Genomic DNA, 20,860 nt, shown 5'->3' on the forward strand with positions numbered 1-20,860 from the left:
GCTGACACGGAAATGCGGCCAGCGCAATGGCAGATGGGGCATCTGCCTTGCGCCGGGCGGCCAACGGCCTATCTTTCAGCCATTCTTAAGCGTGCAGGCGGCTGGCGGCCGGCGAGATGGTCAATGCTGGCCGATCTTCATGATCTTCAGCGCGTTCGTGCCGCCGACCTTGCCCATCGGCTCGCCCCAGGTCAGCACCACGGTGTCACCCTTGGTCACGACCTTATGTTCCAGCAGCAAGTCTTCCGCCTGTTGCAAGACCTTGTCGCGGTCCGTGCCGGACGTCAGTTCCAGGGTGCTGACGTTGCGGTACAGGGCCAGCTTGCGGCGCGTGCCCACGCTGGGGGTCAGCGCGACGATGGGGATGTCGATGTTGCAACGGCTCATCCACAGGGCCGTGGAACCCGATTCCGTCAGGGTGGCGATGGCCTTCACGCGCAGGTGATGGGCCGTAAACAGGGCGCCGTAGGCGATCGACTGGTCGATGCGCGAGAACGTGGCGTTGAGGAAATCGGCGTCCAGCTTGCAGGTATCCCATTTTTCCGCATCGAGGCAGATGGCGGCCATCGCTTCCACCGTTTCGATCGGGTAGCGGCCCGAGGCCGTTTCCGCCGACGTCATGACGGCGTCCGTGCCATCGAGCACGGCATTGGCCACGTCGGACACTTCGGCGCGCGTCGGCACGGCGTTGACGATCATCGATTCCATCATCTGCGTGGCCGTGATGGCCAGCTTGTTCGACGCGCGCGCCATCTTGATCATGCGCTTTTGCAAGGCCGGCACGGCCGCATTGCCCACCTCGACCGCCAGGTCGCCGCGCGCCACCATGATGCCGTCGGACGCGTCGAGAATCTCTTGCAGCGCGGGAATGGCTTCCGCCCGTTCGATCTTGGCGATCATCATCGGCTTGTGGTCCCACGCTTCACCGGCGATATTGGCCAGCTGGCGCGCCATCACCATGTCGGTGGCGTTTTTCGGAAACGAGACGGCTACGTAATCGGCCTGGAAGCTCATCGCCGTCTTGACGTCTTCCATATCCTTCGCCGTCAGCGCGGGCGCGGACAAGCCGCCGCCCTGGCGGTTGATGCCCTTGTTGTTCGACAATTCGCCGCCGATCTTGACGGTCGTATGGATTTCACTGCCGATGACCTTGTCGACCGTCAAGACGATCAATCCATCGTTGAGCAGCAAGACGTCGGCGGCGCGCAAGTCGCGCGGCAACTCCTTGTAGTCGAGACCGCAGCGCTCGATGTTGCCCAGTTCGCCGTGTTCGCCCCATTTCGCGTCGAGGATGAAGGAAGCGCCGTTTTCCAGGAAAATCTTGCCTTCCTCAAACTTACCGACGCGAATCTTTGGCCCTTGCAAGTCGGCCATGATGGCCACTTCGCGGCCGCACAGGGCTGCCGCTTCGCGCACCATGCGGGCGCGGTCGATATGGTCTTGCGCCTTGCCATGCGAGAAGTTCAGGCGCACGACGTCGACGCCCGCCTTGAACATGCGGACCAGGGTATCGATATCGTTCGAAGCGGGGCCGATGGTGGAAACGATCTTGGTGGCGCGTTGCTGTACTTGCATGGTCATGGTGTGCTGCTTTCTATAAGGTTCGTGCTGCTGCAAGGGCCGGCCTTGTGGGCCGGCCGTCCTGGTGCGCTGGATCAGCGCTGGTTCTTCTTACTTGGCCGCCATCAGGGCGACCGTGGTGTCGAGCATGCGGTTCGAAAAGCCCCACTCGTTGTCGTACCACGACGACACTTTCACGAGGCGGCCCGAGACCTTGGTCAGGGTCGCATCGAAGTTCGACGAGGCCGGGTTATGGTTGAAATCGATGGAAACGAGCGGTTCCGTCTGGTAAGTGAGGATGCCTTTCAGCGCGCCTTCCGACGCCGTTTTCAGCAAGGCGTTGACTTCTTCGACCGTGGTATCGCGCTTGGCGATGAAGGACAGGTCAACCAGCGAGACGTTGATCGTCGGCACGCGCACGGCAAAGCCATCGAGCTTGCCATTGAGTTCCGGCAAGACGAGGCCGACGGCGGCCGCCGCGCCCGTCTTAGTGGGAATCATCGAATGCGTGGCCGAGCGGGCGCGGCGCAAGTCTTCATGCATCACGTCGGAGAGTACCTGGTCGTTCGTGTAGGCGTGCACGGTGGTCATCAAGCCCGATTCGATGCCGATGGCGTCGTTGAGCGGCTTGACTAATGGCGCGAGGCAATTCGTCGTGCACGAGGCATTCGAGATGACCGTGTCGGATGCCTTCAAGACATGCTGGTTGACGCCAAACACGATGGTGGCGTCCACGTCCTTGCCGCCCGGCGCGGAAATGATGACTTTCTTTGCCCCGCCCTTCAGGTGGGCCGAGGCTTTTTCCTTGGTGGTGAAGAAACCCGTGCATTCGAGCACGACGTCCACGCCCAACTCTCCCCACGGTATCAGGGCCGGGTCGCGCTGCGCGAAGACGCGGATGCGGTCGCCGTTCACGAGCATGTTCTCGCCATCGATGGTGACGACGCCGGGAAACTTGCCGTGCACCGTGTCGTAGCGCGTCAGATGCGCATTCGACTTGGCGTCGCCCAGGTCGTTGATGGCGACGATTTCGATATCCTGCTGCTTGCCGCCTTCGTAAAATGCGCGCAAGACATTGCGGCCGATGCGGCCATAGCCATTGATGGCAACTTTGATGGTCATGCTGTCTCCTTGATATTGTTTGAATGAATCAATTAACCGCTATTGCGAAGTCCTGCGGCGATACCATTGATCGACAAATGGATGCCCGTGCGCGCCGCCGCATCCTGCTTACCTTCGCGGAAACGTTTCAACAGCTCCACCTGCACGTGATTGAGCGGATCGATATACGGGAAACGGTTGCGTATCGAGCGCTGCATCAGCGGGTTGGCCTGTTGTAACTCTTCCTGGCCCGTGATCAGCTTCAGGGCATCCAGGGTGGCCGCGTATTCGGCGCGGATGCGTGTAAAGATGGCCTCGCGCAGGGCCTTGTCCTTGACGAGTTCCGCATACTTGCCGGCGATGGCGATGTCGCTCTTGGCCAGCACCATATCCATGTTCGACAACAAGGACGTGAAGAAGGGCCAGTCCGTGTACATGCCGCGCAGCACGTCCGCCCCATCGGCGGGATGGGCGGCCAGGTAGGCTTGCACGGCGGAACCGAAACCGAACCAGCCCGGCAGCATCAAGCGGCATTGGGCCCAGCTCAAGACCCAGGGAATGGCGCGCAAATCCTCGATCGAGGTCGACTTCTTGCGCGAGGCGGGACGGCTGCCGATATTCAGCGCGGCAATTTCCGCGATCACCGTCGATTCCCAGAAATACTGTTCGAAGCCGTCCGTGCCGTAGACGAGGTCGCGGTAGGCGTTCAGGGCCGTGCCGGACAGCTCTTCCATCGCGGCCAGGTGGCCTGCGCCGGCCGAGGCCTTCGGCTGCAGCTGCGCCTGCGGCAGCAGGGTCGACTGGATGGTGGCGGCCACCAGCACTTCCAGGTTGCGGCGCCCTACTTCCGGGTTCGCATATTTGGCCGTGATGACTTCGCCCTGCTCCGTCAGGCGGATCTGGCCCTGCACGGCGCCGGCCGGCTGGGCCAGGATGGCTTCGTAGCTGGGTCCGCCGCCGCGGCCGACGGAACCGCCGCGGCCGTGGAACAGGCGCAGCTTGATCTGATATTCTTTAAATACCGTCACCAGCTCGATCTCGGCCTTGTAGAGTTCCCAGCCGGAGGTCAAGAAGCCGCCGTCCTTGTTGCTGTCCGAATAGCCAAGCATGACTTCCTGCTGGTCCGCGCGCGACGCCAGCAAACCACGGTAGAACGGCAAGCCGAAGGCGCGCGCCATGATGGCGGGGCCGGCGCGCAAATCGTCTATCGTCTCGAACAGGGGAATGATGTTGACGTCGACTGCGCGGCTGTCCTGGCGCAGCAAGCCCACTTCCTTCAGCAGCAAGGCCACTTCCAGCAAGTCCGAGACGCTGGCCGCCTTGGAAATGATGCAGTTCGGCACCGATTCCTTGCCGTATTTGACGTGGGCCTCGCGCACGGCGCGGAAGATGTCGAGTTCGGACGTCGTTTCTTCCGAGTACTGCGCATACGGCGACGCCAGCAGGCGTGGCGACTCCAGCTCGGCCAGCAGCACGGCGATGCGCTGCTCTTCGTCGAGGTCCAGGTAGACGAGGCCCGGCTGGGCGCCGGCGAACAGTTCGCCCACGACGCGCTCGTGCACGTCGGAATTCTGGCGCAGATCGAGCGGCGCCAGCGAAAAGCCGAAGACCTTCACGGCGCGGCGCAGCTGGCGCAAGCGGCCCCGCGCCAGCGCGCGCAAGCCGTTGCTGACGAGCGAATGCTGGACCACGTCCAGGTCGGCCAGCAGCTCGGCGGCAGTCGCATAGGGCTGCACGCCGTCCGCTTGCTTGCCCTTGCCAGACAACACCACGCGCGTGCTTTCCAGGCGCGCATGGATGCCGTGCAGGGCGCGGCGGTACGGCTCGTCCACGCGGTGCGGCGAGGCGTCGGCCGAACGCTCGGCCAGCGCGCGCAGCGGTTCGCTGCAGGCGTTCAGGATTTGCGCCAGCGACAGTTGCGAAGCGAGCTTGCGCAATTCGCCGAGGTAAAAGTCGAGCACCTTGTCGGCCTGCGTCTGCAGGGTGCTGCGCAGGATGTCGGCCGTCACGAAGGGGTTGCCGTCGCGGTCGCCGCCTATCCAGCTGCCCACTTTCATGAAATTGGGCAATTCCGCATCTTCCCAGCGGGCATCGCGCTGGGCCAGCATCGTTTCCAGCGAGGAATACAATTTCGGCAATTCGCGCAAGATCGTGTGGTCGTAGAACGACAGGCCATTGGCCACCTCGTCCATGACGGACAGCTTGCTCGTGCGCAACAAACGCGTTTGCCACAGGGTGACGATGCCACGTCCCAGCGCTTCCTCGTTCTGCTGCGCCTCTTCCGGCGTCATTTGCACCCGGTCGCGCTCGCTCAACAGGCGGGCGATGGCCATCTGGCAATTCTGGATGCTCTTGCGCTGCACTTCCGTCGGATGCGCCGTGAACACGGGGCTGACGAACGCATCTTCAAAGAAGGTTTCCAGCGCGTCGGCCTTGCCCGCGTCAAACACATTGCCGACGGCATGGCCGAGGCTACCCTGGCGCGGCGGCGAACCGGCGATCAGATGGGCGCGCGTGCGGCGGATGTGATGTTGGTCTTCTGCAATGTTGGCCAGCAGCGAGAAATAGCTGAAGGCGCGCGTCAATTGCGTGGTTTCTTCCTGCGACAGCGCCTGCAGCGCAGCGGACAGCTGCGCGCGCGCCGCTTCGTCGTTATCGCGGCGGAAACGGATGGCCAGCTGGCGCACGTGTTCGATGCGCTCGAAGGCAGGGTCGCCCAGGTGGCTGCGGATGGCGTCGCCCAGCAGACGGCCCAGCTGGCGGATATCGCTGCTCAGCAGCTCGTCTTTCACTTCATTCATTTGCATGGTATTCATTCCTGGGGCGGCCACGGCGGCACCGCACAGATTGCGTAGTACGCGTTTCCCGTGGCGGGAAACGCCCATCGTCGGATTTGTAGTAAATTTACCTCAATGTTTCACCATCCCCTTGATTCTAATCAAGCAAAACCATGCGCAAGAAGCTTTACAGGGCATATAAGCTATTTGCCGAGGCAACAATATGAAAATTTACTACGCATTTAAGCGAAAAGCAATCTGCTTTTGTCTTTCCATGCGTGAAAGTAGGGGCAGATTGCTCACGCCGCGGGCGGCGGCGGCGCGCTTTTCCTGTATGCTGGCGGCGACGTCCTGAAACAGGCATGTCATCCACATCTTCACAACCACAAGCGCCATGCGACTGACCGCCTATACCGACTACACCCTGCGCACCCTGATGTACCTGGGCGTGCACCGCGACCGCCTGGTGACCATCCAGGACATCGCCGACCTGCATGCGATCTCGAAGAATCATTTGATGAAGGTGGTGCACCAGCTGGGCCTGTCGGGTATCGTGGAAACCGTGCGCGGACGCAACGGCGGCTTGCGCCTGGCGCGCGACCCGGCCGAGATCAATATCGGCACCGTGGTGCGCGAGACGGAAAACGATTTCTTCATGGCCGAATGCTTCAACAAGGACGGCAATACCTGCCCGCTGACGCCCGATTGCCTGCTGAAAGCCAAGCTGGGCCAGGCCACGGCCGCCTTCCTGGCCGTGCTCGACACCGTGACGCTGGCCTCGATACTCGAAGCGGCGCCGGGCGCGCCCGCGCTGGCGGCGGGCGTGATTCCCCTGCGCGTGGCCAAGTAAGGGTCAGGTAAGCGCGCCAAAAACAACAATGCCCGGCGAACCGGGCATTGTTTCCTGCAGTAATTACCTAAAACATCAATGCGCGCTGGCGCCTGCCGCGCCGATGCCCGTCTCCGAACGCATTTGCTGCGCTTCGTAGCCGGCGCGGTCGATGCGCGCGCGCGGGCTCTTGTCGAGCACCGAGAACAGCCAGATGCCGACGAAACCGGCCGTCATCGAGAACAGCGCCGGCGACGCGTACGGGAACAGCGCTTCGCCATGGCCGAGCACGTCGACCCACACGGACTTCGACACCACCGTCAGCGCCACGGCCGTCGTCAAGCCCAGGAAGCCGCCGATGGTGGCGCCCCGCGTGGTGCAGTCTTTCCACAGCACCGACATGAACAGCACGGGGAAGTTGGCCGAGGCGGCAATGGCGAAGGCCAGCGAGACCATGAAGGCGATGTTCTGCTTTTCAAAGGCGATGCCCAGCACCACGGCGATGATGCCCAGCACGATCGTCGTCACGCGCGACACCTTCAATTCGTTGGCGCCCGTGGCCTTGCCCTTCTTGATGACGGTGGCGTACAGATCGTGCGAGACGGCCGACGCGCCCGACAGGGTCAAGCCGGCCACGACGGCCAGGATGGTGGCGAACGCGACGGCCGACATGAAGCCGAGGAAGACATTGCCGCCGACAGCCTTGGCCAGGTGCACGGCCGCCATGTTGTTACCGCCCAGCAATTTGCCAGCCGCATCCTTGAACTCGGGATTGGTGCTCACCAGCACGATGGCGCCAAAGCCGATGATGAAGGTCAAAATGTAGAAATAGGCGATCCAGGTGGTGGCCCAGAACACGGACTTGCGTGCTTCCTTGGCGCTCGGCACCGTGAAGAAACGCATCAGGATGTGCGGCAGGCCGGCCGTGCCGAACATCAGCGCCATGCCGAAGGAGATGGCCGAAATCGGGTCCTTGATGAAGGAACCGGGACCCATGATGGCTTCCTTGGCGGCATGCACATCGACGGACTTGGCGAACAGCGCTTCCGGGCTGAAGTTGAACTGCGCCAGCACGGCCACGGCCATGAAGGTGGCGCCGCCCAGCAGCATCACGGCCTTGATGATCTGCACCCAGGTGGTGGCCGTCATGCCGCCGAACAGCACGTAGATCATCATCAGGGAGCCGACCAGGACCACGGCGATCCAGTACTCGAGGCCGAACAGCAGCTTGATCAGCTGGCCCGCGCCCACCATCTGCGCGATCAGGTAAAAGGCCACGACGACCAGGGTGCCGGACGCGGAGAAAATGCGGATCGGCGCCTGCTTGAAGCGGTAGGCTGCCACGTCGGCAAAGGTGTAGCGGCCCAGGTTGCGCAGGCGCTCGGCCATCAGGAAGGTAATGACGGGCCAGCCGACGAGGAAGCCGATGGCATAGATCAGGCCATCGTAGCCGTTGAGGAACACGGCGGCGGAAATGCCAAGGAACGATGCGGCCGACATGTAGTCGCCGGCGATGGCCAGGCCATTCTGGAAGCCCGTGATGCCGCCACCGGCCGTGTAGAAATCGGACGCCGACTTGGTCTTCTTGGCCGCCCACTTGGTGACGAACAGGGTGAAGATGACGAAGACGGCGAACATGATGATGGCCGTCCAGTTGGTCGGCTGCTTGACGGCCTGGCCCAGGTCGGCGCCGGCCGCCAGCACGCTGCCGCTGGCGCCCGCCAGCAAGGCCAGGGCTGCCAGGCAGGAAAGTTTGCGTTGCGTCAAGGTGGCGCCGTTCATGCTTGCACCCGCGCTTGAATGGCTTGCGTCAAGTCGTCGAACTGTTTGTTGGCGCGGCGCACATAGATGCCGGTGATCACCACGGTAAAGACGATGACGAACAGGCCGATCGGCATGCCCCAGGTCATCACGCCGGCGCCCGTCTTGGCAGCAAGAAATTCCTTGTCAAAGGCGATCAGCAGGATGTAGCCGTAATAGACCGCCATCATCAGGCCTGTCAGGGCCCAGCCGAAGCGCGAGCGCACCTTGACCAGCCGATGATAATTGGGGTCGCGCTTGATTTGTTGCACCAGATCGTCATGCATGTGTTGCCTCCGTTATGTAAAAACCTGCTCTTTTCTTGTCGAGCTTGATTCCACAATACGGGGCCAGCCTTACCCGCCCCTTACGCCAGGCGATTTTTTTTCACGCTGGCGGCACCCGGCGCAACAGCGCCGTGCCGGGTGCCGCCAGGCTCAGTTCAAGGCCGATGCGGGACCGAAGAATTCATGGTGCGTCTGCGCTTCCGGCACGCCCAGTTCGCGCAGATAGCCCTTCATGGCGCGCATGAACGGCTGCGGCCCGAGGAAGTAGGCATCGACGTCGCGCGATGCGGGCAGCCAGTTGCCGAGGCTGACCTTATCGAGCAAGCCGACGGCGTCCGGCGCCGCCTGGCCGGCGCCGTGTTCCGCATAGCAGTAATAACGCTTGAGCTGGGGATGCTGCGCCGCCAGCGCATCGATCTGCGCGCGGAACGCATGTACGCCGCCATTGCGCGCCGCGTGAATGAAATGCACGGGGCGCTTGCCGCGCAGGGCCGCCGTCAGCATGGCCAGGGTCGGCGTGATGCCCACGCCGCCGCTGATCAATACCAGCGGCTTGTCGCCATCTCTCAGCACGAAATCGCCCGATGGCGGCGTCAGCTGCACGGTGTCGCCCGCCTGCACGTGGTCGTGGAAGAAATTGGACACCTTGCCACCCTGCTCGCGCTTGATGCTGATGCGGTAAGTCTGGCCGTTGCTGGCCGCCGACAGCGAGTACTGGCGGCGCATGGGCACGCCGTCGACCGTCACCACCACGCCGATATATTGACCGGGCGCAAAGTCGAGCACGGGCTGGCCATCGGCGGGCGCCAGCAGGAAGGACGTGATCTCGTCGCTTTCCACCGTCTTGCTGCGCACGGTGAAGTCGCGCGCGCCGCTCCAGCCGCCCGGCGCGGCCGCTTGCGCCTTGTAGATGCGCCCTTCCTCGCCGGCCAGGATATCGGCCAGCTGGCCGTAGGCAGCGCCCCAGGCGTCGATGACGGCGTCGCTGGCCACGTCCGCCCCCAGCACTTCGCGGATCGCCTGCAGCAGGCTGGCGCCCACCAGCGGATAGTGTTCGGCGCGGATTTGCAGCGCCACGTGCTTGTTGACGATGGTCGAGACCAGCTCGCCGAGCGCCTCGAGCCGGTCGATATGTTTGGCGTACATCAACACGCCATTGGCCAGCGCCCGCTGCTGCTCGCCGCTGTGCTGGTGCGCCTGGTTAAAGTACGGCAGCACTTCAGGATAGTCGCGGAACAGGTTCTTGTAGAAATGGCGGGTCAGCGTTTCGCCGCCCTGCTCGAGGATGGGGACGGTGGCCGTGATGATGGCGCGTTGTTCTGGGGTCAGCATGTGAAACTCCTGTATGAATTTGAAAGGTAATGGCCGCTTATAGCGCTTCGATGGCCGGATACAGCTCGTGGTCCTCGCGCCGCATGCGCTGGTACAGCGCGTGCAGCACGCTGTTCGCCTCGCAGCGGAAGGCTTCCGGCTCGAGCTCCAGCCGCGCCGCCGTATTCCAGCGGCCGGCGAAATCCAGGTAGGCGCCGGCGATGCCGTGCATCTCGCTCTCGTACTGGCGCCCCAGGCGCGCCACGCTGGCCACGCCGCTCGCCTGCGCCGCCGGATACAGGTAGCGCTGCTCGACGGCCAGGTGCAGCTTGATCACGCCGCTCATGGCGACGATCTGTTCGGCGATGGCGCGTGCCTGCGGCACGACGCCGGCGCGCGCCAGTTCGCGCAAGCCGTCGATGGCGGCCAGGATGGCCAGATGCTGTTGCTTGAATTTATCGATATTCATCGTGCTCTTCCTTGCTTGAGTAGGGGCAGTGTAACGGAATTGGTTTAAACATGCAAATCATATACATCTTTAAATCGCGCAATGTCCTGGCAAATAAGCAGCCTAGTTACGCCGTTATGTGCGTTACGGAACATAACAAAAAGGCCAGGCCTGCCTATAATTTCCCATCGAGATAGCGGGCCGCATTGTGCCCAGGGCATCCCTCACTTCAGCCAAGGACGAGCATGAAAATGAAGACCGGCAATAGCCAGACCCAGCAACTGGCCAGCATCATCAGCGAGCACCACACGGAGTTGCTGGACGGATGGCTGGCCGGGCTGATCGCCCGCCTGGTGCGGCGCGACAAGATCGCGGAAAGCGAACTGCGCCAGCAGGCGGCGCAATTCCTGCCCCTGCTGGCGCGCGCGCTGGAATCGGGCGCCTCGTTCGACATCGAAGGCGAAGCGTGGGACGACACGCGCCAGCTGCTCGGCGAAATGTCGCAATCGCGGGTACGCCAGGGCTACTCGCCGATCGACACGGCCAGTTTCGTCTTCGCGCTCAAGGAGCCGCTGTTCGGCTACCTGCGCAAGGAGCTGGACGCCCAGCCGCAGCAGCTCGGTGACGCCATCATCGGCACCAGCAAGCTGTTCGACGACCTGGGCCTGCTCACCATCGCCACCTACCAGAAGGCGCGCGAGCAGGTGATCCTGCGCCAGCAGCAGGAATTGCTGGAACTGTCCACGCCCGTGGTGCAGCTGTGGCAAAACGTGCTGGCCCTGCCCCTGATCGGCACGCTCGACAGCGCACGCACGCAGGTGGTGATGGAAAGCCTGCTGCAAAAGATCGTCGACACGGGCGCCCTGATCGCCATCATCGACATCACGGGCGTGCCCACGGTGGACACGCTGGTGGCGCAGCACCTGCTGAAAACCATCGCCGCCGCGCGGCTGATGGGCGCCGACTGCATCATCAGCGGCATCCGGCCGCAGATCGCGCAAACCATCGTGCACCTGGGCGTGAACCTGGAAGACGTGATCACCAAGGCCACGCTGGCGGACGCCTTTGTCGTCGCGCTGAAACGCACGGGCTCCACCATCACCTACCAGCAGCAACACTGAGGCGCCTATGGAAAGAATCCCCATTTTACGCATGGGCCGGCTGCTGCTGGTGACGATCCAGGTGGACATGCATGACCGCCTGGCGATGACCCTGCAGGACGACCTGACCACGCGCATCGTCAAGGACCGCGCCACGGGCGTGCTGATCGATATTTCCGCGCTCGACATCGTCGACTCCTTCATCGGCCGCATGATCAGCAATACGGCGGCCATGGCCAAGATCCTCGATGCCCGCACGGTGGTGGTCGGCATGCAGCCGGCCGTCGCCATCACCCTGGTGGAGCTGGGCCTGGCACTGGAAGGCGTGAGCACCGCCCTGAACGTGGAACTGGGGATCAGGCTGCTGGAACGGGGCAGCCTGTGGGACTGAGGCGCGCGGGGGCACCGTGCTAGGCGCGCAGGCGCAGGAACGCGGCCGGGAAGCGGCGCAGGTGCTGCCACTGCACAGCGACGAGGATGTGGTGCGCCTGCGCAAGCAGGTGCGCGACAGCATGGTCGCCATGGGCTTTGGCCTGATCGAACAGACCAAGATCATCACGGCGGCCAGCGAGCTGGCGCGCAATACCCTGCGCTATGGCGGCGGTGGCGAAGCGCACATCGACCGCGTGCGCGACGGCACGCGCCTGGGGCTGGAGCTGCGCTTCATCGACCACGGGCCGGGCATCGCCGATATTGCGCTGGCCCTCACCGACGGCTATACCAGCGGCGGCGGGCTGGGACTGGGGCTGGGAGGCGCCAAGCGCCTGGCCGACGCCTTTCACATCGACACGGCGCCCGACACGGGCACCACCGTCACCATCGCGAAATGGAAGCTGTTTTGAACCACCAGGAACCATCGCCTGACATCGTCAGGCAAAGAAGTTTTCCCATCGGCGAACCGAGCGAGATCGCCGCTGCCAGGCGCGCCGGCAGCGAGCTGGCCCGGCGCGTCGGCTTCGACGACGTGCGCACGGGACAGCTGGCCATCGTCATCACGGAGGCGGCCACCAACATCGTCAAGCATGCGCGGCGCGGCGAAATCCTGCTGCGCAAGGTGGTGCGCGGCGGCGCCTGCGGCGTCGAGGTGCTGGCCATCGACAACGGCCCCGGCATGGCGAATGTGCGCCAGCACATGCAGGATGGCCATTCCACGACCGGCACCTATGGCGTGGGCCTGGGCGCGATACGCCGCCTGAGCCAGGAATTCGACCTGTACACGGCAAGCGGCCAGGGCACGGTGCTGATGATGGTGCTCTGGGGCCCGCATGCCAGCAGCGCCATCCCCGCCAGCCCGAACTGGCAGATCGGCGCCGTCTGCCTGCCCCTGGCGTCGGAGCAGGTGTGCGGCGACGCCTGGAATGTCGTCTGCGAAGGCCATGAACTGAGCCTGATGGTGGCCGATGGCCTGGGACACGGCCCGCTGGCCGCGCGCGCCTCGGAGCTGGCCAGCGCGCTGCTGGAAGAAAGCACGCCCGGCTTGCCGCCCCTGCCCGCGCCCTTCCTGGAACTGGCCCACGGCGCCTTGCGCGGCACCCGCGGCGCGGCCATGGCCGTGGCGCATATCGACAGCGCGCAGCGCGAACTGCGCTACGCGGGCGTGGGTAATATCGCCGCCTGCGCCTTCGATGCGCACCAGCGCCGCCATCTGCTGTCGCATAACGGCATCGTCGGCAGCAACCTGCGCAAGGTGCAGGAATTCCGCCATCCATGGCAGGTCGGCACGATGCTGATCATGCATTCCGACGGCCTGCACACGCGCTGGGACCTGGAGCAGTATCCGGGCCTGGCCCAGTGCCACCCCAGCCTCGTCGCCGCCGTGCTGTACCGCGATTTTTCGCGCGGCCGCGACGATGTCACGGTGGTGGCGCTGCGCGAACACGAGGCGCACGCGGCGCTGGCAATGACAGAACAGACAGGTGCGACATGACACAACGCATATTGACAGCCCATATCGGCAGTGAACTCGACGTCGTCGGCGCGCGCCAGCGCGCGCGCCAGATCGCCGCCCTGTGCGGCTTCGGCGTGCAGGACCAGGTGCGCATCGCCACGGCGGTGTCGGAACTGGCGCGCAATGTCTACAACTACGCGGGCAACGGCAAGATCCACTTCGCCATCGATGGCCAGACGGCGCCGCAAGTCTTCACCATCCGCATCGAAGACCAGGGTCCCGGCATCGCCCAGCTCGACCAGGTGCTGGCCGGCAACTACCGCTCGCCGACGGGCATGGGCCTGGGCATCCTGGGAGCGCGCCGCCTGATGGACCGCTTCCACATCCACAGCGTGCCGGGCCAGGGTACGGAAATCACCCTGCAAAAGCTGTTCCCGCGCGACGCGCCCCTGCTCGACGGACCCGGCGTGGGCGCGCTGAGCGGCAGCCTGCAGGCGCTGCCGTCCGACATCACGCTGGCCGAAGTGCAGCAGCAGAACCGCGAGCTGCTGGCCACCTTGGCCGAACTCAAGACGCGCCAGGATGACTTGCTGCAGCTGACGCGCGAACTGGAGGACACCAACCGCGGCGTGGTGGCGCTGTACGCGGAGCTCGACGAAAAGGCCGACCACCTGCGCCGCGCCGACCAGATGAAGTCGCGCTTCCTGTCGAACATGAGCCATGAATTCCGTACACCGCTCAGTTCCATCAGGGCGCTGTCCAAGCTGCTGCTGGACCGCGTGGACGGCGAGCTGTCCGAGGAACAGGAAAAGCAGGTGCTGTTCATCCTGCAGGGCGCCGTCAGCCTGAGCGACCTCGTCAACGACCTGCTGGACCTGGCCAAGATCGAGGCGGGCAAGGTCGACGTGCATGCCAACAGCTTTCCTGTGGCCGACCTGTTCAGCGCCCTGCGCGGCATGCTGCGGCCCTTGCTGGTGTCCGAATCGCTGACCCTGACCTTCATCGATCCCGACCCTGCGCTGCAAATCCATACGGACGAAGGCAAGCTGTCGCAGATCCTGCGCAACTTCATTTCCAACGCGCTCAAGTTCACCGAGGCGGGCGCCATCATCGTCAGCGCCACGCCCCTGCCGGAGCAGGACGCGATCCGCTTTTCCGTCTCCGACACGGGCCTGGGCATCGACGACGAGGACGTGCAGATGATCTTCGAGGAATTCAGCCAGGTCGAGAACCACATGCAGCGCAAGGTCAAGGGCACGGGACTGGGACTGCCGCTGTGCCGCAACCTGGCGGCCCTGCTCAACGGCACGGTGGCGGTGGAAAGCACCGTCGGCGTGGGCTCGCTGTTTTCCGTGGTCCTGCCCACGCGCTACCACGCGCCCGAGGGCAGCCTGCCGGCCTGCGCGCCGGCCAACGACGACGGCAACGACCAGCGCATTCCCATCCTGGTGGTGGAAGACAATCCGCCGGTGCGGCTGCTGTACGAAAAATTCCTCGCCGGGACGGAATTTCGCGTGGTGGCGGCACGCAGCGTGCGCGAGGCGGAGGAGCGCTGGGAGCAGCAGCACCCGGCGGCCGTCATCCTCGACATCCTGCTGCATGGCGAGAACGCCTGGCACTGGCTGGCGCAGATGAAGAACGACCCGCAGCGGCGCCAGGTGCCCGTCATCGTCGCCACCGAGATCGACGACAAGCGCAAGGGCCTGGCGCTGGGTGCGGACGCCTATTACGTCAAGCCCCTGCTGCGCCAGCAGTTGCTATCCACCCTGCGCGCGCTGATCGGCCAGGCGGCCACGCCGGCCCACGCCGGCGCGCCCGACATTCACACTCCAACCCGGCATGCGCCGGGTCCCGCCGCAAGGCAACACAACCTGGGATGATGCGCATGCTTCCGTATAAAAACAGCGATGCTCTGATCCTCAACGTGGATGACAGCGACGGCGCACGCTACGCCAAGTCGCGCATCCTCACGCGCGCCGGTTTCAAGGTGATCGAGGCCTCGAATGGCGGCGATGCGCTGGCGCGCGCGCGCAAGGACCGCCCCAACCTGATCTTGCTCGACGTCAAGCTGCCCGACATCAATGGCCTGGAAGTATGCCGCCGCCTGAAGGAAAGCGCCGACACGAATACCATCCTGGTGCTGCAGACTTCGGCCTCGTACATCGGTACGGCCGACAAGATACGCGCGCTCGACGGCGGCGCCGACAATTACCTGGTCGAACCGATCGAGCCCGATGAGCTGATCGCCAACGTCAAGGCGCTGCTGCGCCTGGGCCGCGTGGAACGCGAATTGCGCGACGTGGACCGCCGCAAGGACGAATTCCTGGCCACGCTCGCGCATGAATTGCGCAACCCGCTGGGCCCCATCCGCACGGCCCTGGCCCTGCTGTGCAAGCTGGACCCGGTGGTGCCGCCGATGCAGGACAATGCGCGCCGCACCATCGCCCGCCATACGGACCACCTGGTGCGCCTGGTGGACGACCTGCTCGACGTATCGCGCATCTCGCAGGGCAAGATCTCGCTGCAGTGGGAACGCATCAGCCTGGCCACCTTCATCGGCAGCGCGCTGGAAACGAGCTCGCACAGCATCGAGGCGCGCGGCCATGCGCTGGCCGTCGACCTGCCCGCCGAGGACCTGTGGGTCTGCGGCGATGCGGTGCGGCTGTCGCAGATCGTCGCCAACCTGCTGCTGAACGCGGCCAAGTTCACGGCCCCCGGCGGGCGCATCGCGATCCGCGCCGCGCGCGAAGGCGACAATGTGCGCATCGGCCTGAGCGACAACGGCATCGGCATCGCCGCCGCCAGCATCGACAGCATTTTCGGCCTGTTCGAACAGAGCGGCCACTCGCCCGACCGCGTGCAGGACGGCCTGGGCATCGGCCTGTCGCTGGTGCGCAACCTGGTGGACCTGCACGGCGGCCAGGTCGGCGTGCACAGCGCGGGCGTGGGCCTGGGCAGCACCTTCGAGATCGTCCTGCCGCTCGACACCAACGTGCCGCCGCCAGCCGACGAGCCGGCCGCGCCCGTCGCCGGCGCGACCCGGCGCATCCTCGTCGTCGACGACAACCGCGACGCGGCCGACACGCTGGCCGAATTGCTGGAAATCGACGGCCATGCCGTGCGCACCGCCTATACGGGCACGGAGGCGATTGCGCGCACCTTCGAATTCAAGCCCGACATCGTCTTCCTCGATATCGGCCTGCCCGACCTGAACGGCTACGAAGTGGCGGTGAAGCTGCGCCAGTTGCCGATGCCGCAGGAATTCCTGCTCATCGCGCTGACCGGCTACGGCCAGGAGCACGACCGGCGCGCCGCGCTGGCGGCAGGCTTCAACGAGCACTTCGCCAAGCCCGTCGACTTCGACAAGCTCGCCACCCTGGGCCTGCATATCGGCCGCTGAAGCGCAATTGGTCTTTTGAATAACGCTTCGGCTATAATCGGGCCGTGCGAAACGCCACAGTGTCGGGCCTCCAGGGATGTATCAATTGCCGCAACAACCGATGTCCGATGGCGCCGCGGCGCCTTTTTTCCACTGCGCCAGGCGGCGCTCCTGGCTGGCCGCCTCCTCCCTGACCGCGCTGGCCATGCTGGCGCCGCCGGCGCGGGCCGATAACGGCCTGCCCGCCAGGCTGGTCTGCCACGACGTTATCGTCGCGCCCTACTTCATGCAGAACCAGGGACGCATCGAAGGCTTGAACGTGGATATCCTGCGCGAAGCGGCGGCACGCCTGGGCATCGCCATCGGATGTCGCGCCACGCCCTGGCGCCGCCTGGAAAGCGGGCTGGCCAAGCCGCATCGATGCCGTGCTGGCCGACGGCGTGGCGGGGCTGTACGCGGTCAGGCAGCTGAAGCTGGACGGCATCGGCCGCGCCGCGCCGCCCCTGCTGCGCTTCGATATGCCTCTCGTCTTTCGCAAGAATGTCCGCTCGCCCGCCCTGGCGGCGGCCTTCGACCGCGTCCTGACGCGCATGCGCCACGATGGCAGCATGGCGCGCCTTACTGCCGCCTACCCGGGCGCCACCCCAACGGAACCCTGACATGAAGACCCGCACGCCGCTGCTGCGCATCACGATGATACTGGGCGCCCTGCACGCCCTGCTGGGCTGGCTGCTGCTGCCCGCCCTGCCCATCGGCCTGGCCGGCTGGCTGCTGTGCGGCGTGGTGCTGCTGGCGTCGACCATGCTGATGCCGATGACGATCTTTGCCCGCGCCGTCACCGCCGACGCGCGGCTGGCCGACCGCCTGAGCTGGGCGGGCTCGCTGTGCATGGGCTTTTTTTCCTCGCTGTTCGTGCTGGCCGTGCTGCGCGAAATCACGCTGCTGCTGCCGGCGGCGCGCCTGCATGCGCAGGTGTCGGCCGTGGCCGTATTGATCCTGGCGCTGCTGGCGAGCGTCGTCGGCTTCCTCAATGCGCGCAGGGTGGCGCGCGTGCGCGAAGTGACGGTGCCCATCGCCGGCCTGCCGGCCGCCCTGCAGGGTTTCAGCATCGTGCAGCTGAGCGACATCCACGTGGGCGCCACCATCAAGCGCGCCTACGTGCAAGCCATCGTGGCGCGCGCCAACGGCCTGCGGGCCGATGCCATCGCCATCACCGGCGACGTGGTCGACGGCACGGTGGCGCAGCTGGGCAGCCATACGGCGCCACTGGGCGAGCTGCGCGCGCGCCACGGCGTGTTCCTGGTGACGGGCAACCATGAATACTATTCCGGCGCCGCGCCGTGGGTGGCGCAATTCCGCCGCCTGGGCCTGCGCGTACTGATGAACGAGCACACGGTGCTCGAGCACGACGGCGCGCGCCTGCTCATCGGCGGCGTGACCGACTACAACGCGGCGGCCTTCGACCCCGCGCAGAAAAGCGATCCCGCGGCCGCCATCGCCGGCGCGCCCGACGGCGTTCCCCGCATCCTGCTGGCGCACCAGCCGCGCAGCGCGCCCGGGGCCGAGGCGGCAGGCTACGACCTGCAATTGTCGGGCCACACGCACGGCGGCCAGTTCTGGCCGTGGAATTTGTTCGTGCCGCTGCAGCAGCCGTATGTGGCGGGCCTGCACCGGCACGGCCGCCTGTGGATTTACGTCAGCCGCGGCACGGGATACTGGGGTCCGCCGAAACGCATCGGCGCGCCGGCCGAGATCACGCGCATCCGCCTGGTGGCGGCGCACGCCTAGTCAGCCCAGCTGGCCACCCACGCGTCGAAACGGGCCACCACCGCCGGCGGATTCAGGCGCGCCAGGGCGCCGGGCACCGGCTCGCCGCCGCTGACATCGAACAACAGCACGGTGTCGTCGCGCTGGGCGCCCGTGCCGAACAGCCGTTCGCGGTCCAGCTGCTCCAGCGCGGCGACGCATGCTTCGAACATGCCGCTGCGAAAACTGGCAAAGTCGACATCGAACGGCAGGTCGCGGTGGGCCTGCAGCAACAGGCGGTAGGCGCTGTCGAAATACGCGCCGCCTTCGTCAAACGCCCATTCGGCCGGATTCCACTGCATCTCGTCGGCATAATCCGAAACCGCCAGCGCCTCGCGGCAGTTGACCATCGGCGCGATGCTCATCGCGCCCTCATCGGTGAGCAGCGCAAACGCATTCAGCTGCCGCCGCGGATAGGCGGCGCGCACGGCGCCGAAAGCCTTGCGCGCGCCATCCTGCAGCAAGGTTTGCAGCAGCGGAAAATCAAAAACCGCAGGGTCGATGGCAGTGCTGCGCACCAGCGCATAGCCGTCGGCCAGCACGGCGCGGCAACGGGCCGCATACGCGGCGCGCGCGGCGGCCTCGCCGGGGTATTCGCGGCGCGCCTCCTCGCCCCAGGTCATGGCGGCGCCGCCCGCCGTCCACACGGTATGGCCGAACACGCGCACTTCCTGGAATTGACGCGGCATGTCGCCATCGAAGGTATGAAACAGGCTGTAATTAGTCATGCGAACTCTCGGTAGTCAGTCGGGATTCATCTGTGCGGCAAAATCGCGCTCGCGGAACTGCTGCAGCAGGAAGTCGACGAACACGCGCGTCTTTGCCGGCAGCAGCTTCTTGCTGGGATAGTACACGGACAAGGGGCCGGAATCGGCATGCCAGCCGGGCAGCAGGCGAATCAACGCGCCGCTGCGCAAGTGGGCCAGCGCGTGCGGCATGGGCAAGAGCGCCACGCCGACGCCCATGACGGCCGCCTGCGCCATCGCTTCCGGATCGTCGAAGATGGCGCGCGGCCGGCATTCGGCCACGCCTTCGCCGCCCTGCCCGTCGCGCAGTATCCAGCTGCGCAATCGCCCGCTGCCGGCCGAGCGGCGCGCCACGCCGTCCAGTTGCGCCAGGTCCGAAGGATGCACGGGCATGCTTTTCCCCCGCATGAAGGCCGGCGATGCCGTGGCGACGACGTGGGCATGCCCCAGTTCGCGCGCCACCACGCCGGGCGTCAGTTCGATGCCGCCGCCGATGGCCACGTCAAACCCCTCGCCGATCAAGTCCACCTGCCGGTTGTCGAAATGGCAGTCTGGCACCACGCCCGGGTAGCGCGCGATGAATTCGCCCAGCAGCGGCACCACGTAGCTGCGCCCGAACGACGGCGCCATGCTGATTTTCAGTATGCCGGCCGGCTGGCCGCCCTCCTCGGCCACGCCGGCGATCGCCTCGCGCAAGGTAGACAAGGCGCCCTTGACCTGCTGCAGGAAGCGTTCGCCCCCTTCCGTCAGGGTCAGGCGGCGCGTGCTGCGCTGGAACAGGCGCAGGCCCAGGCTCGCTTCCAGCCGCGCCACGTTCTTGCTGACGGCGGCCGGCGTCAGCCCCAGGCGGCGCGCGGCCGCCGAAAAGCTGCCCAGCTCGGCAGACAGCACAAACGATTGCAAATGATTGAGGGCGTCCATGCGCCTATTCTACCCGCTCATTCGATACTTATAGTTGAAAGTGATTGTCGCGATGCATGGCTAGCGCGCTGGCTATGGAAGGCAGATACTGAGCCTCTCGACTTATCACACAGAAAGCCCATCATGCAAACCCAAGCCACCACCAGCACCTCTTCGCCACTGCAAGACAAGACCGCGTTTGTGACGGGCGGCTCGCGCGGCATCGGCGCGGCCATCGTCCGGCGCCTGGCCAGCCAGGGTGCGAATGTCGTCTTTACCTATCAAAGCTCGACCGCCGAAGCGCAGGCGCTGGCGGCCAAGGTGGAAGCGGCCGGCGGCAAGGCGCTGGGCATGCAGGCCGATGCGGCGGACGCCGCGGCCCTGACGGCCGCCATCGCCAAGGTGGCGGCGCAGTTCGGCCGCATCGATATCCTCGTCAACAACGCGGGCGTGTTCCTGCCCGGCGCCATCGACGACTTTTCGCTGGCGGACTTCGACAAGACGATAGCCGTCAACGTGCGCGCCGTCTTCGTCGCCATCAAGGCGGCCGTGGCGCACATGCCAACGGGCGGGCGCATCATCAATATCGGCAGCACGAATGCGCACCGCATGCCGTTTGGCGGCGCGGCCGCCTACGCCATGAGCAAGTCGGCCCTGAGCGGCCTGACGCAAGGCCTGTCGCGCGACCTGGGTCCGCGCGGCATCACCATCAACAACGTGGAACCGGGTCCCGTCGCCACCGACATGAACCCGCCAACGGGCGACTTCGCCGACCTGATGCACGGCCTGATGGCCCTGCCCCGCCACGGCACGGCCGATGAAATCGCCGGCATGGTCGCTTACCTGGCCAGCGAAGAAGCGGCGTTCGTCACGGGCGCCGGGCTGAAGATCGATGGCGGCTTCGCGGCCTAGTCATAGGGGTCAGATC

Annotated in this window: 20 protein-coding genes; 10 read left to right on the forward strand and 10 right to left on the reverse strand. The window is 65.3% G+C overall.

What is annotated here, in order from left to right; translation table 11 throughout:
• Window positions 1-120 precede the first annotated feature (120 nt).
• The 4 genes from pyk to AC3RCJ_RS16910 form a co-directional block, all read right to left on the reverse strand.
• On the reverse strand, window positions 121-1,581 hold the full coding sequence (pyk, locus tag AC3RCJ_RS16895; RefSeq protein ID WP_492964247.1) for a pyruvate kinase: 1,461 nt from the start codon (window positions 1,579-1,581) through the stop codon (window positions 121-123).
• A 90-nt stretch (window positions 1,582-1,671) separates the two neighbouring features.
• On the reverse strand, window positions 1,672-2,682 hold the full coding sequence (gene gap, locus AC3RCJ_RS16900; protein WP_492964246.1) for a type I glyceraldehyde-3-phosphate dehydrogenase: 1,011 nt from the start codon (window positions 2,680-2,682) through the stop codon (window positions 1,672-1,674).
• A 32-nt stretch (window positions 2,683-2,714) separates the two neighbouring features.
• Complete coding sequence (gene ppc, locus AC3RCJ_RS16905) at window positions 2,715-5,468, reverse strand: phosphoenolpyruvate carboxylase (RefSeq protein WP_492964245.1); 2,754 nt, start codon at window positions 5,466-5,468, stop codon at window positions 2,715-2,717.
• 204 nt (window positions 5,469-5,672) lie between these two features.
• Complete coding sequence (locus AC3RCJ_RS16910) at window positions 5,673-5,834, reverse strand: hypothetical protein (protein WP_492964244.1); 162 nt, start codon at window positions 5,832-5,834, stop codon at window positions 5,673-5,675.
• On the opposite strand from AC3RCJ_RS16910, the gene AC3RCJ_RS16915 reads away from it, so the two are divergent.
• On the forward strand, window positions 5,833-6,288 hold the full coding sequence (locus AC3RCJ_RS16915; protein WP_492964243.1) for an RrF2 family transcriptional regulator: 456 nt from the start codon (window positions 5,833-5,835) through the stop codon (window positions 6,286-6,288). The two genes, AC3RCJ_RS16910 and AC3RCJ_RS16915, sit on opposite strands and share 2 nt — an antisense overlap.
• Before the next feature lie 75 nt (window positions 6,289-6,363).
• On the opposite strand, the gene AC3RCJ_RS16920 is transcribed toward AC3RCJ_RS16915, so the two are convergent.
• The 4 genes from AC3RCJ_RS16920 to AC3RCJ_RS16935 form a co-directional block, all read right to left on the reverse strand.
• Window positions 6,364-8,049 carry a cation acetate symporter gene (locus AC3RCJ_RS16920; RefSeq protein WP_492964242.1) on the reverse strand — a complete coding sequence of 562 codons (1,686 nt, stop codon included), beginning with the start codon at window positions 8,047-8,049 and terminating at the stop codon, window positions 6,364-6,366.
• A complete protein-coding gene (locus tag AC3RCJ_RS16925) occupies window positions 8,046-8,354 on the reverse strand; it encodes a DUF485 domain-containing protein (protein WP_492964241.1) in 309 nt (102 codons plus the stop codon). The genes AC3RCJ_RS16920 and AC3RCJ_RS16925 overlap by 4 nt, the downstream gene beginning before the upstream one ends.
• A gap of 150 nt (window positions 8,355-8,504) precedes the next feature.
• Window positions 8,505-9,686, reverse strand: coding sequence for an NO-inducible flavohemoprotein (gene hmpA, locus AC3RCJ_RS16930; protein ID WP_492964240.1), 1,182 nt, complete (start codon window positions 9,684-9,686; stop codon window positions 8,505-8,507).
• A gap of 37 nt (window positions 9,687-9,723) precedes the next feature.
• Entirely contained in the window at window positions 9,724-10,134 is a 411-nt protein-coding gene (locus tag AC3RCJ_RS16935) for a hemerythrin domain-containing protein (protein ID WP_492964239.1), read from the reverse strand.
• Window positions 10,135-10,358: 224 nt separating this feature from the next.
• On the opposite strand from AC3RCJ_RS16935, the gene AC3RCJ_RS16940 reads away from it, so the two are divergent.
• From AC3RCJ_RS16940 to AC3RCJ_RS16975, 8 genes are all read left to right on the forward strand, one after another.
• The gene (locus AC3RCJ_RS16940; protein WP_492964238.1) at window positions 10,359-11,234 is read left to right on the forward strand and encodes an STAS domain-containing protein; all 876 of its coding nucleotides are present in this window, start codon (window positions 10,359-10,361) and stop codon (window positions 11,232-11,234) included.
• 7 nt (window positions 11,235-11,241) lie between these two features.
• Window positions 11,242-11,604, forward strand: a complete 363-nt coding sequence (locus tag AC3RCJ_RS16945; RefSeq protein ID WP_492964237.1) for an STAS domain-containing protein — start codon at window positions 11,242-11,244, stop codon at window positions 11,602-11,604.
• Window positions 11,605-11,620: 16 nt separating this feature from the next.
• Complete coding sequence (locus AC3RCJ_RS16950) at window positions 11,621-12,055, forward strand: ATP-binding protein (RefSeq protein WP_492964236.1); 435 nt, start codon at window positions 11,621-11,623, stop codon at window positions 12,053-12,055.
• Window positions 12,040-13,140 (forward strand): ATP-binding SpoIIE family protein phosphatase, encoded by a 1,101-nt coding sequence (locus AC3RCJ_RS16955; protein WP_492964656.1) that lies wholly within the window; start codon window positions 12,040-12,042, stop codon window positions 13,138-13,140. The genes AC3RCJ_RS16950 and AC3RCJ_RS16955 overlap by 16 nt, the downstream gene beginning before the upstream one ends.
• Entirely contained in the window at window positions 13,137-14,981 is a 1,845-nt protein-coding gene (locus AC3RCJ_RS16960; protein WP_492964234.1) for an ATP-binding protein, read from the forward strand. The genes AC3RCJ_RS16955 and AC3RCJ_RS16960 overlap by 4 nt, the downstream gene beginning before the upstream one ends.
• 5 nt (window positions 14,982-14,986) lie before the next feature.
• Complete coding sequence (locus AC3RCJ_RS16965) at window positions 14,987-16,501, forward strand: ATP-binding response regulator (RefSeq protein WP_492964233.1); 1,515 nt, start codon at window positions 14,987-14,989, stop codon at window positions 16,499-16,501.
• Window positions 16,502-16,905: 404 nt separating this feature from the next.
• Window positions 16,906-17,139 carry a hypothetical protein gene (locus tag AC3RCJ_RS16970; RefSeq protein ID WP_492964232.1) on the forward strand — a complete coding sequence of 78 codons (234 nt, stop codon included), beginning with the start codon at window positions 16,906-16,908 and terminating at the stop codon, window positions 17,137-17,139.
• Between the two features lies 1 nt (window position 17,140).
• On the forward strand, window positions 17,141-18,268 hold the full coding sequence (locus AC3RCJ_RS16975; protein ID WP_492964231.1) for a metallophosphoesterase: 1,128 nt from the start codon (window positions 17,141-17,143) through the stop codon (window positions 18,266-18,268).
• Here the strand turns inward: AC3RCJ_RS16975 and AC3RCJ_RS16980 are convergent.
• Both AC3RCJ_RS16980 and AC3RCJ_RS16985 read right to left on the reverse strand, forming a co-directional pair.
• The gene (locus AC3RCJ_RS16980; RefSeq protein ID WP_492964230.1) at window positions 18,265-19,014 is read right to left on the reverse strand and encodes a DUF4303 domain-containing protein; all 750 of its coding nucleotides are present in this window, start codon (window positions 19,012-19,014) and stop codon (window positions 18,265-18,267) included. The genes AC3RCJ_RS16975 and AC3RCJ_RS16980 overlap by 4 nt on opposite strands.
• Window positions 19,015-19,029: 15 nt before the next feature.
• Entirely contained in the window at window positions 19,030-19,953 is a 924-nt protein-coding gene (locus tag AC3RCJ_RS16985) for a LysR family transcriptional regulator (protein ID WP_492964229.1), read from the reverse strand.
• Between the two features lie 123 nt (window positions 19,954-20,076).
• On the opposite strand from AC3RCJ_RS16985, the gene AC3RCJ_RS16990 reads away from it, so the two are divergent.
• Window positions 20,077-20,844: an SDR family oxidoreductase gene (locus tag AC3RCJ_RS16990; protein ID WP_492964228.1), complete on the forward strand. Its 768-nt coding sequence runs from the start codon at window positions 20,077-20,079 to the stop codon at window positions 20,842-20,844.
• Window positions 20,845-20,860 lie beyond the last annotated feature (16 nt).

The sequence above is a fragment of the Janthinobacterium sp. GW822-FHT07H11 genome (assembly GCF_058798615.1).

Bases quoted from the DNA above. Each gene is read 5' to 3' on its own strand.
- AC3RCJ_RS16965 (WP_492964233.1), top strand. From the start codon at position 14,987: ATGCTTCCGTATAAAAACAGCGATGCTCTGATCCTCAACGTGGATGAC.
- AC3RCJ_RS16920 (WP_492964242.1), bottom strand. From the start codon at position 8,049: ATGAACGGCGCCACCTTGACGCAACGCAAACTTTCCTGCCTGGCAGCC.
- AC3RCJ_RS16955 (WP_492964656.1), top strand. From the start codon at position 12,040: ATGGAAGCTGTTTTGAACCACCAGGAACCATCGCCTGACATCGTCAGG.
- pyk (WP_492964247.1), bottom strand. From the start codon at position 1,581: ATGACCATGCAAGTACAGCAACGCGCCACCAAGATCGTTTCCACCATC.
- AC3RCJ_RS16945 (WP_492964237.1), top strand. From the start codon at position 11,242: ATGGAAAGAATCCCCATTTTACGCATGGGCCGGCTGCTGCTGGTGACG.
- AC3RCJ_RS16985 (WP_492964229.1), bottom strand. From the start codon at position 19,953: ATGGACGCCCTCAATCATTTGCAATCGTTTGTGCTGTCTGCCGAGCTG.
- hmpA (WP_492964240.1), bottom strand. From the start codon at position 9,686: ATGCTGACCCCAGAACAACGCGCCATCATCACGGCCACCGTCCCCATC.
- AC3RCJ_RS16990 (WP_492964228.1), top strand. From the start codon at position 20,077: ATGCAAACCCAAGCCACCACCAGCACCTCTTCGCCACTGCAAGACAAG.
- AC3RCJ_RS16980 (WP_492964230.1), bottom strand. From the start codon at position 19,014: ATGACTAATTACAGCCTGTTTCATACCTTCGATGGCGACATGCCGCGT.
- AC3RCJ_RS16925 (WP_492964241.1), bottom strand. From the start codon at position 8,354: ATGCATGACGATCTGGTGCAACAAATCAAGCGCGACCCCAATTATCAT.
- gap (WP_492964246.1), bottom strand. From the start codon at position 2,682: ATGACCATCAAAGTTGCCATCAATGGCTATGGCCGCATCGGCCGCAAT.
- AC3RCJ_RS16940 (WP_492964238.1), top strand. From the start codon at position 10,359: ATGAAAATGAAGACCGGCAATAGCCAGACCCAGCAACTGGCCAGCATC.
- AC3RCJ_RS16910 (WP_492964244.1), bottom strand. From the start codon at position 5,834: ATGGCGCTTGTGGTTGTGAAGATGTGGATGACATGCCTGTTTCAGGAC.
- ppc (WP_492964245.1), bottom strand. From the start codon at position 5,468: ATGCAAATGAATGAAGTGAAAGACGAGCTGCTGAGCAGCGATATCCGC.
- AC3RCJ_RS16960 (WP_492964234.1), top strand. From the start codon at position 13,137: ATGACACAACGCATATTGACAGCCCATATCGGCAGTGAACTCGACGTC.
- AC3RCJ_RS16915 (WP_492964243.1), top strand. From the start codon at position 5,833: ATGCGACTGACCGCCTATACCGACTACACCCTGCGCACCCTGATGTAC.
- AC3RCJ_RS16975 (WP_492964231.1), top strand. From the start codon at position 17,141: ATGAAGACCCGCACGCCGCTGCTGCGCATCACGATGATACTGGGCGCC.
- AC3RCJ_RS16935 (WP_492964239.1), bottom strand. From the start codon at position 10,134: ATGAATATCGATAAATTCAAGCAACAGCATCTGGCCATCCTGGCCGCC.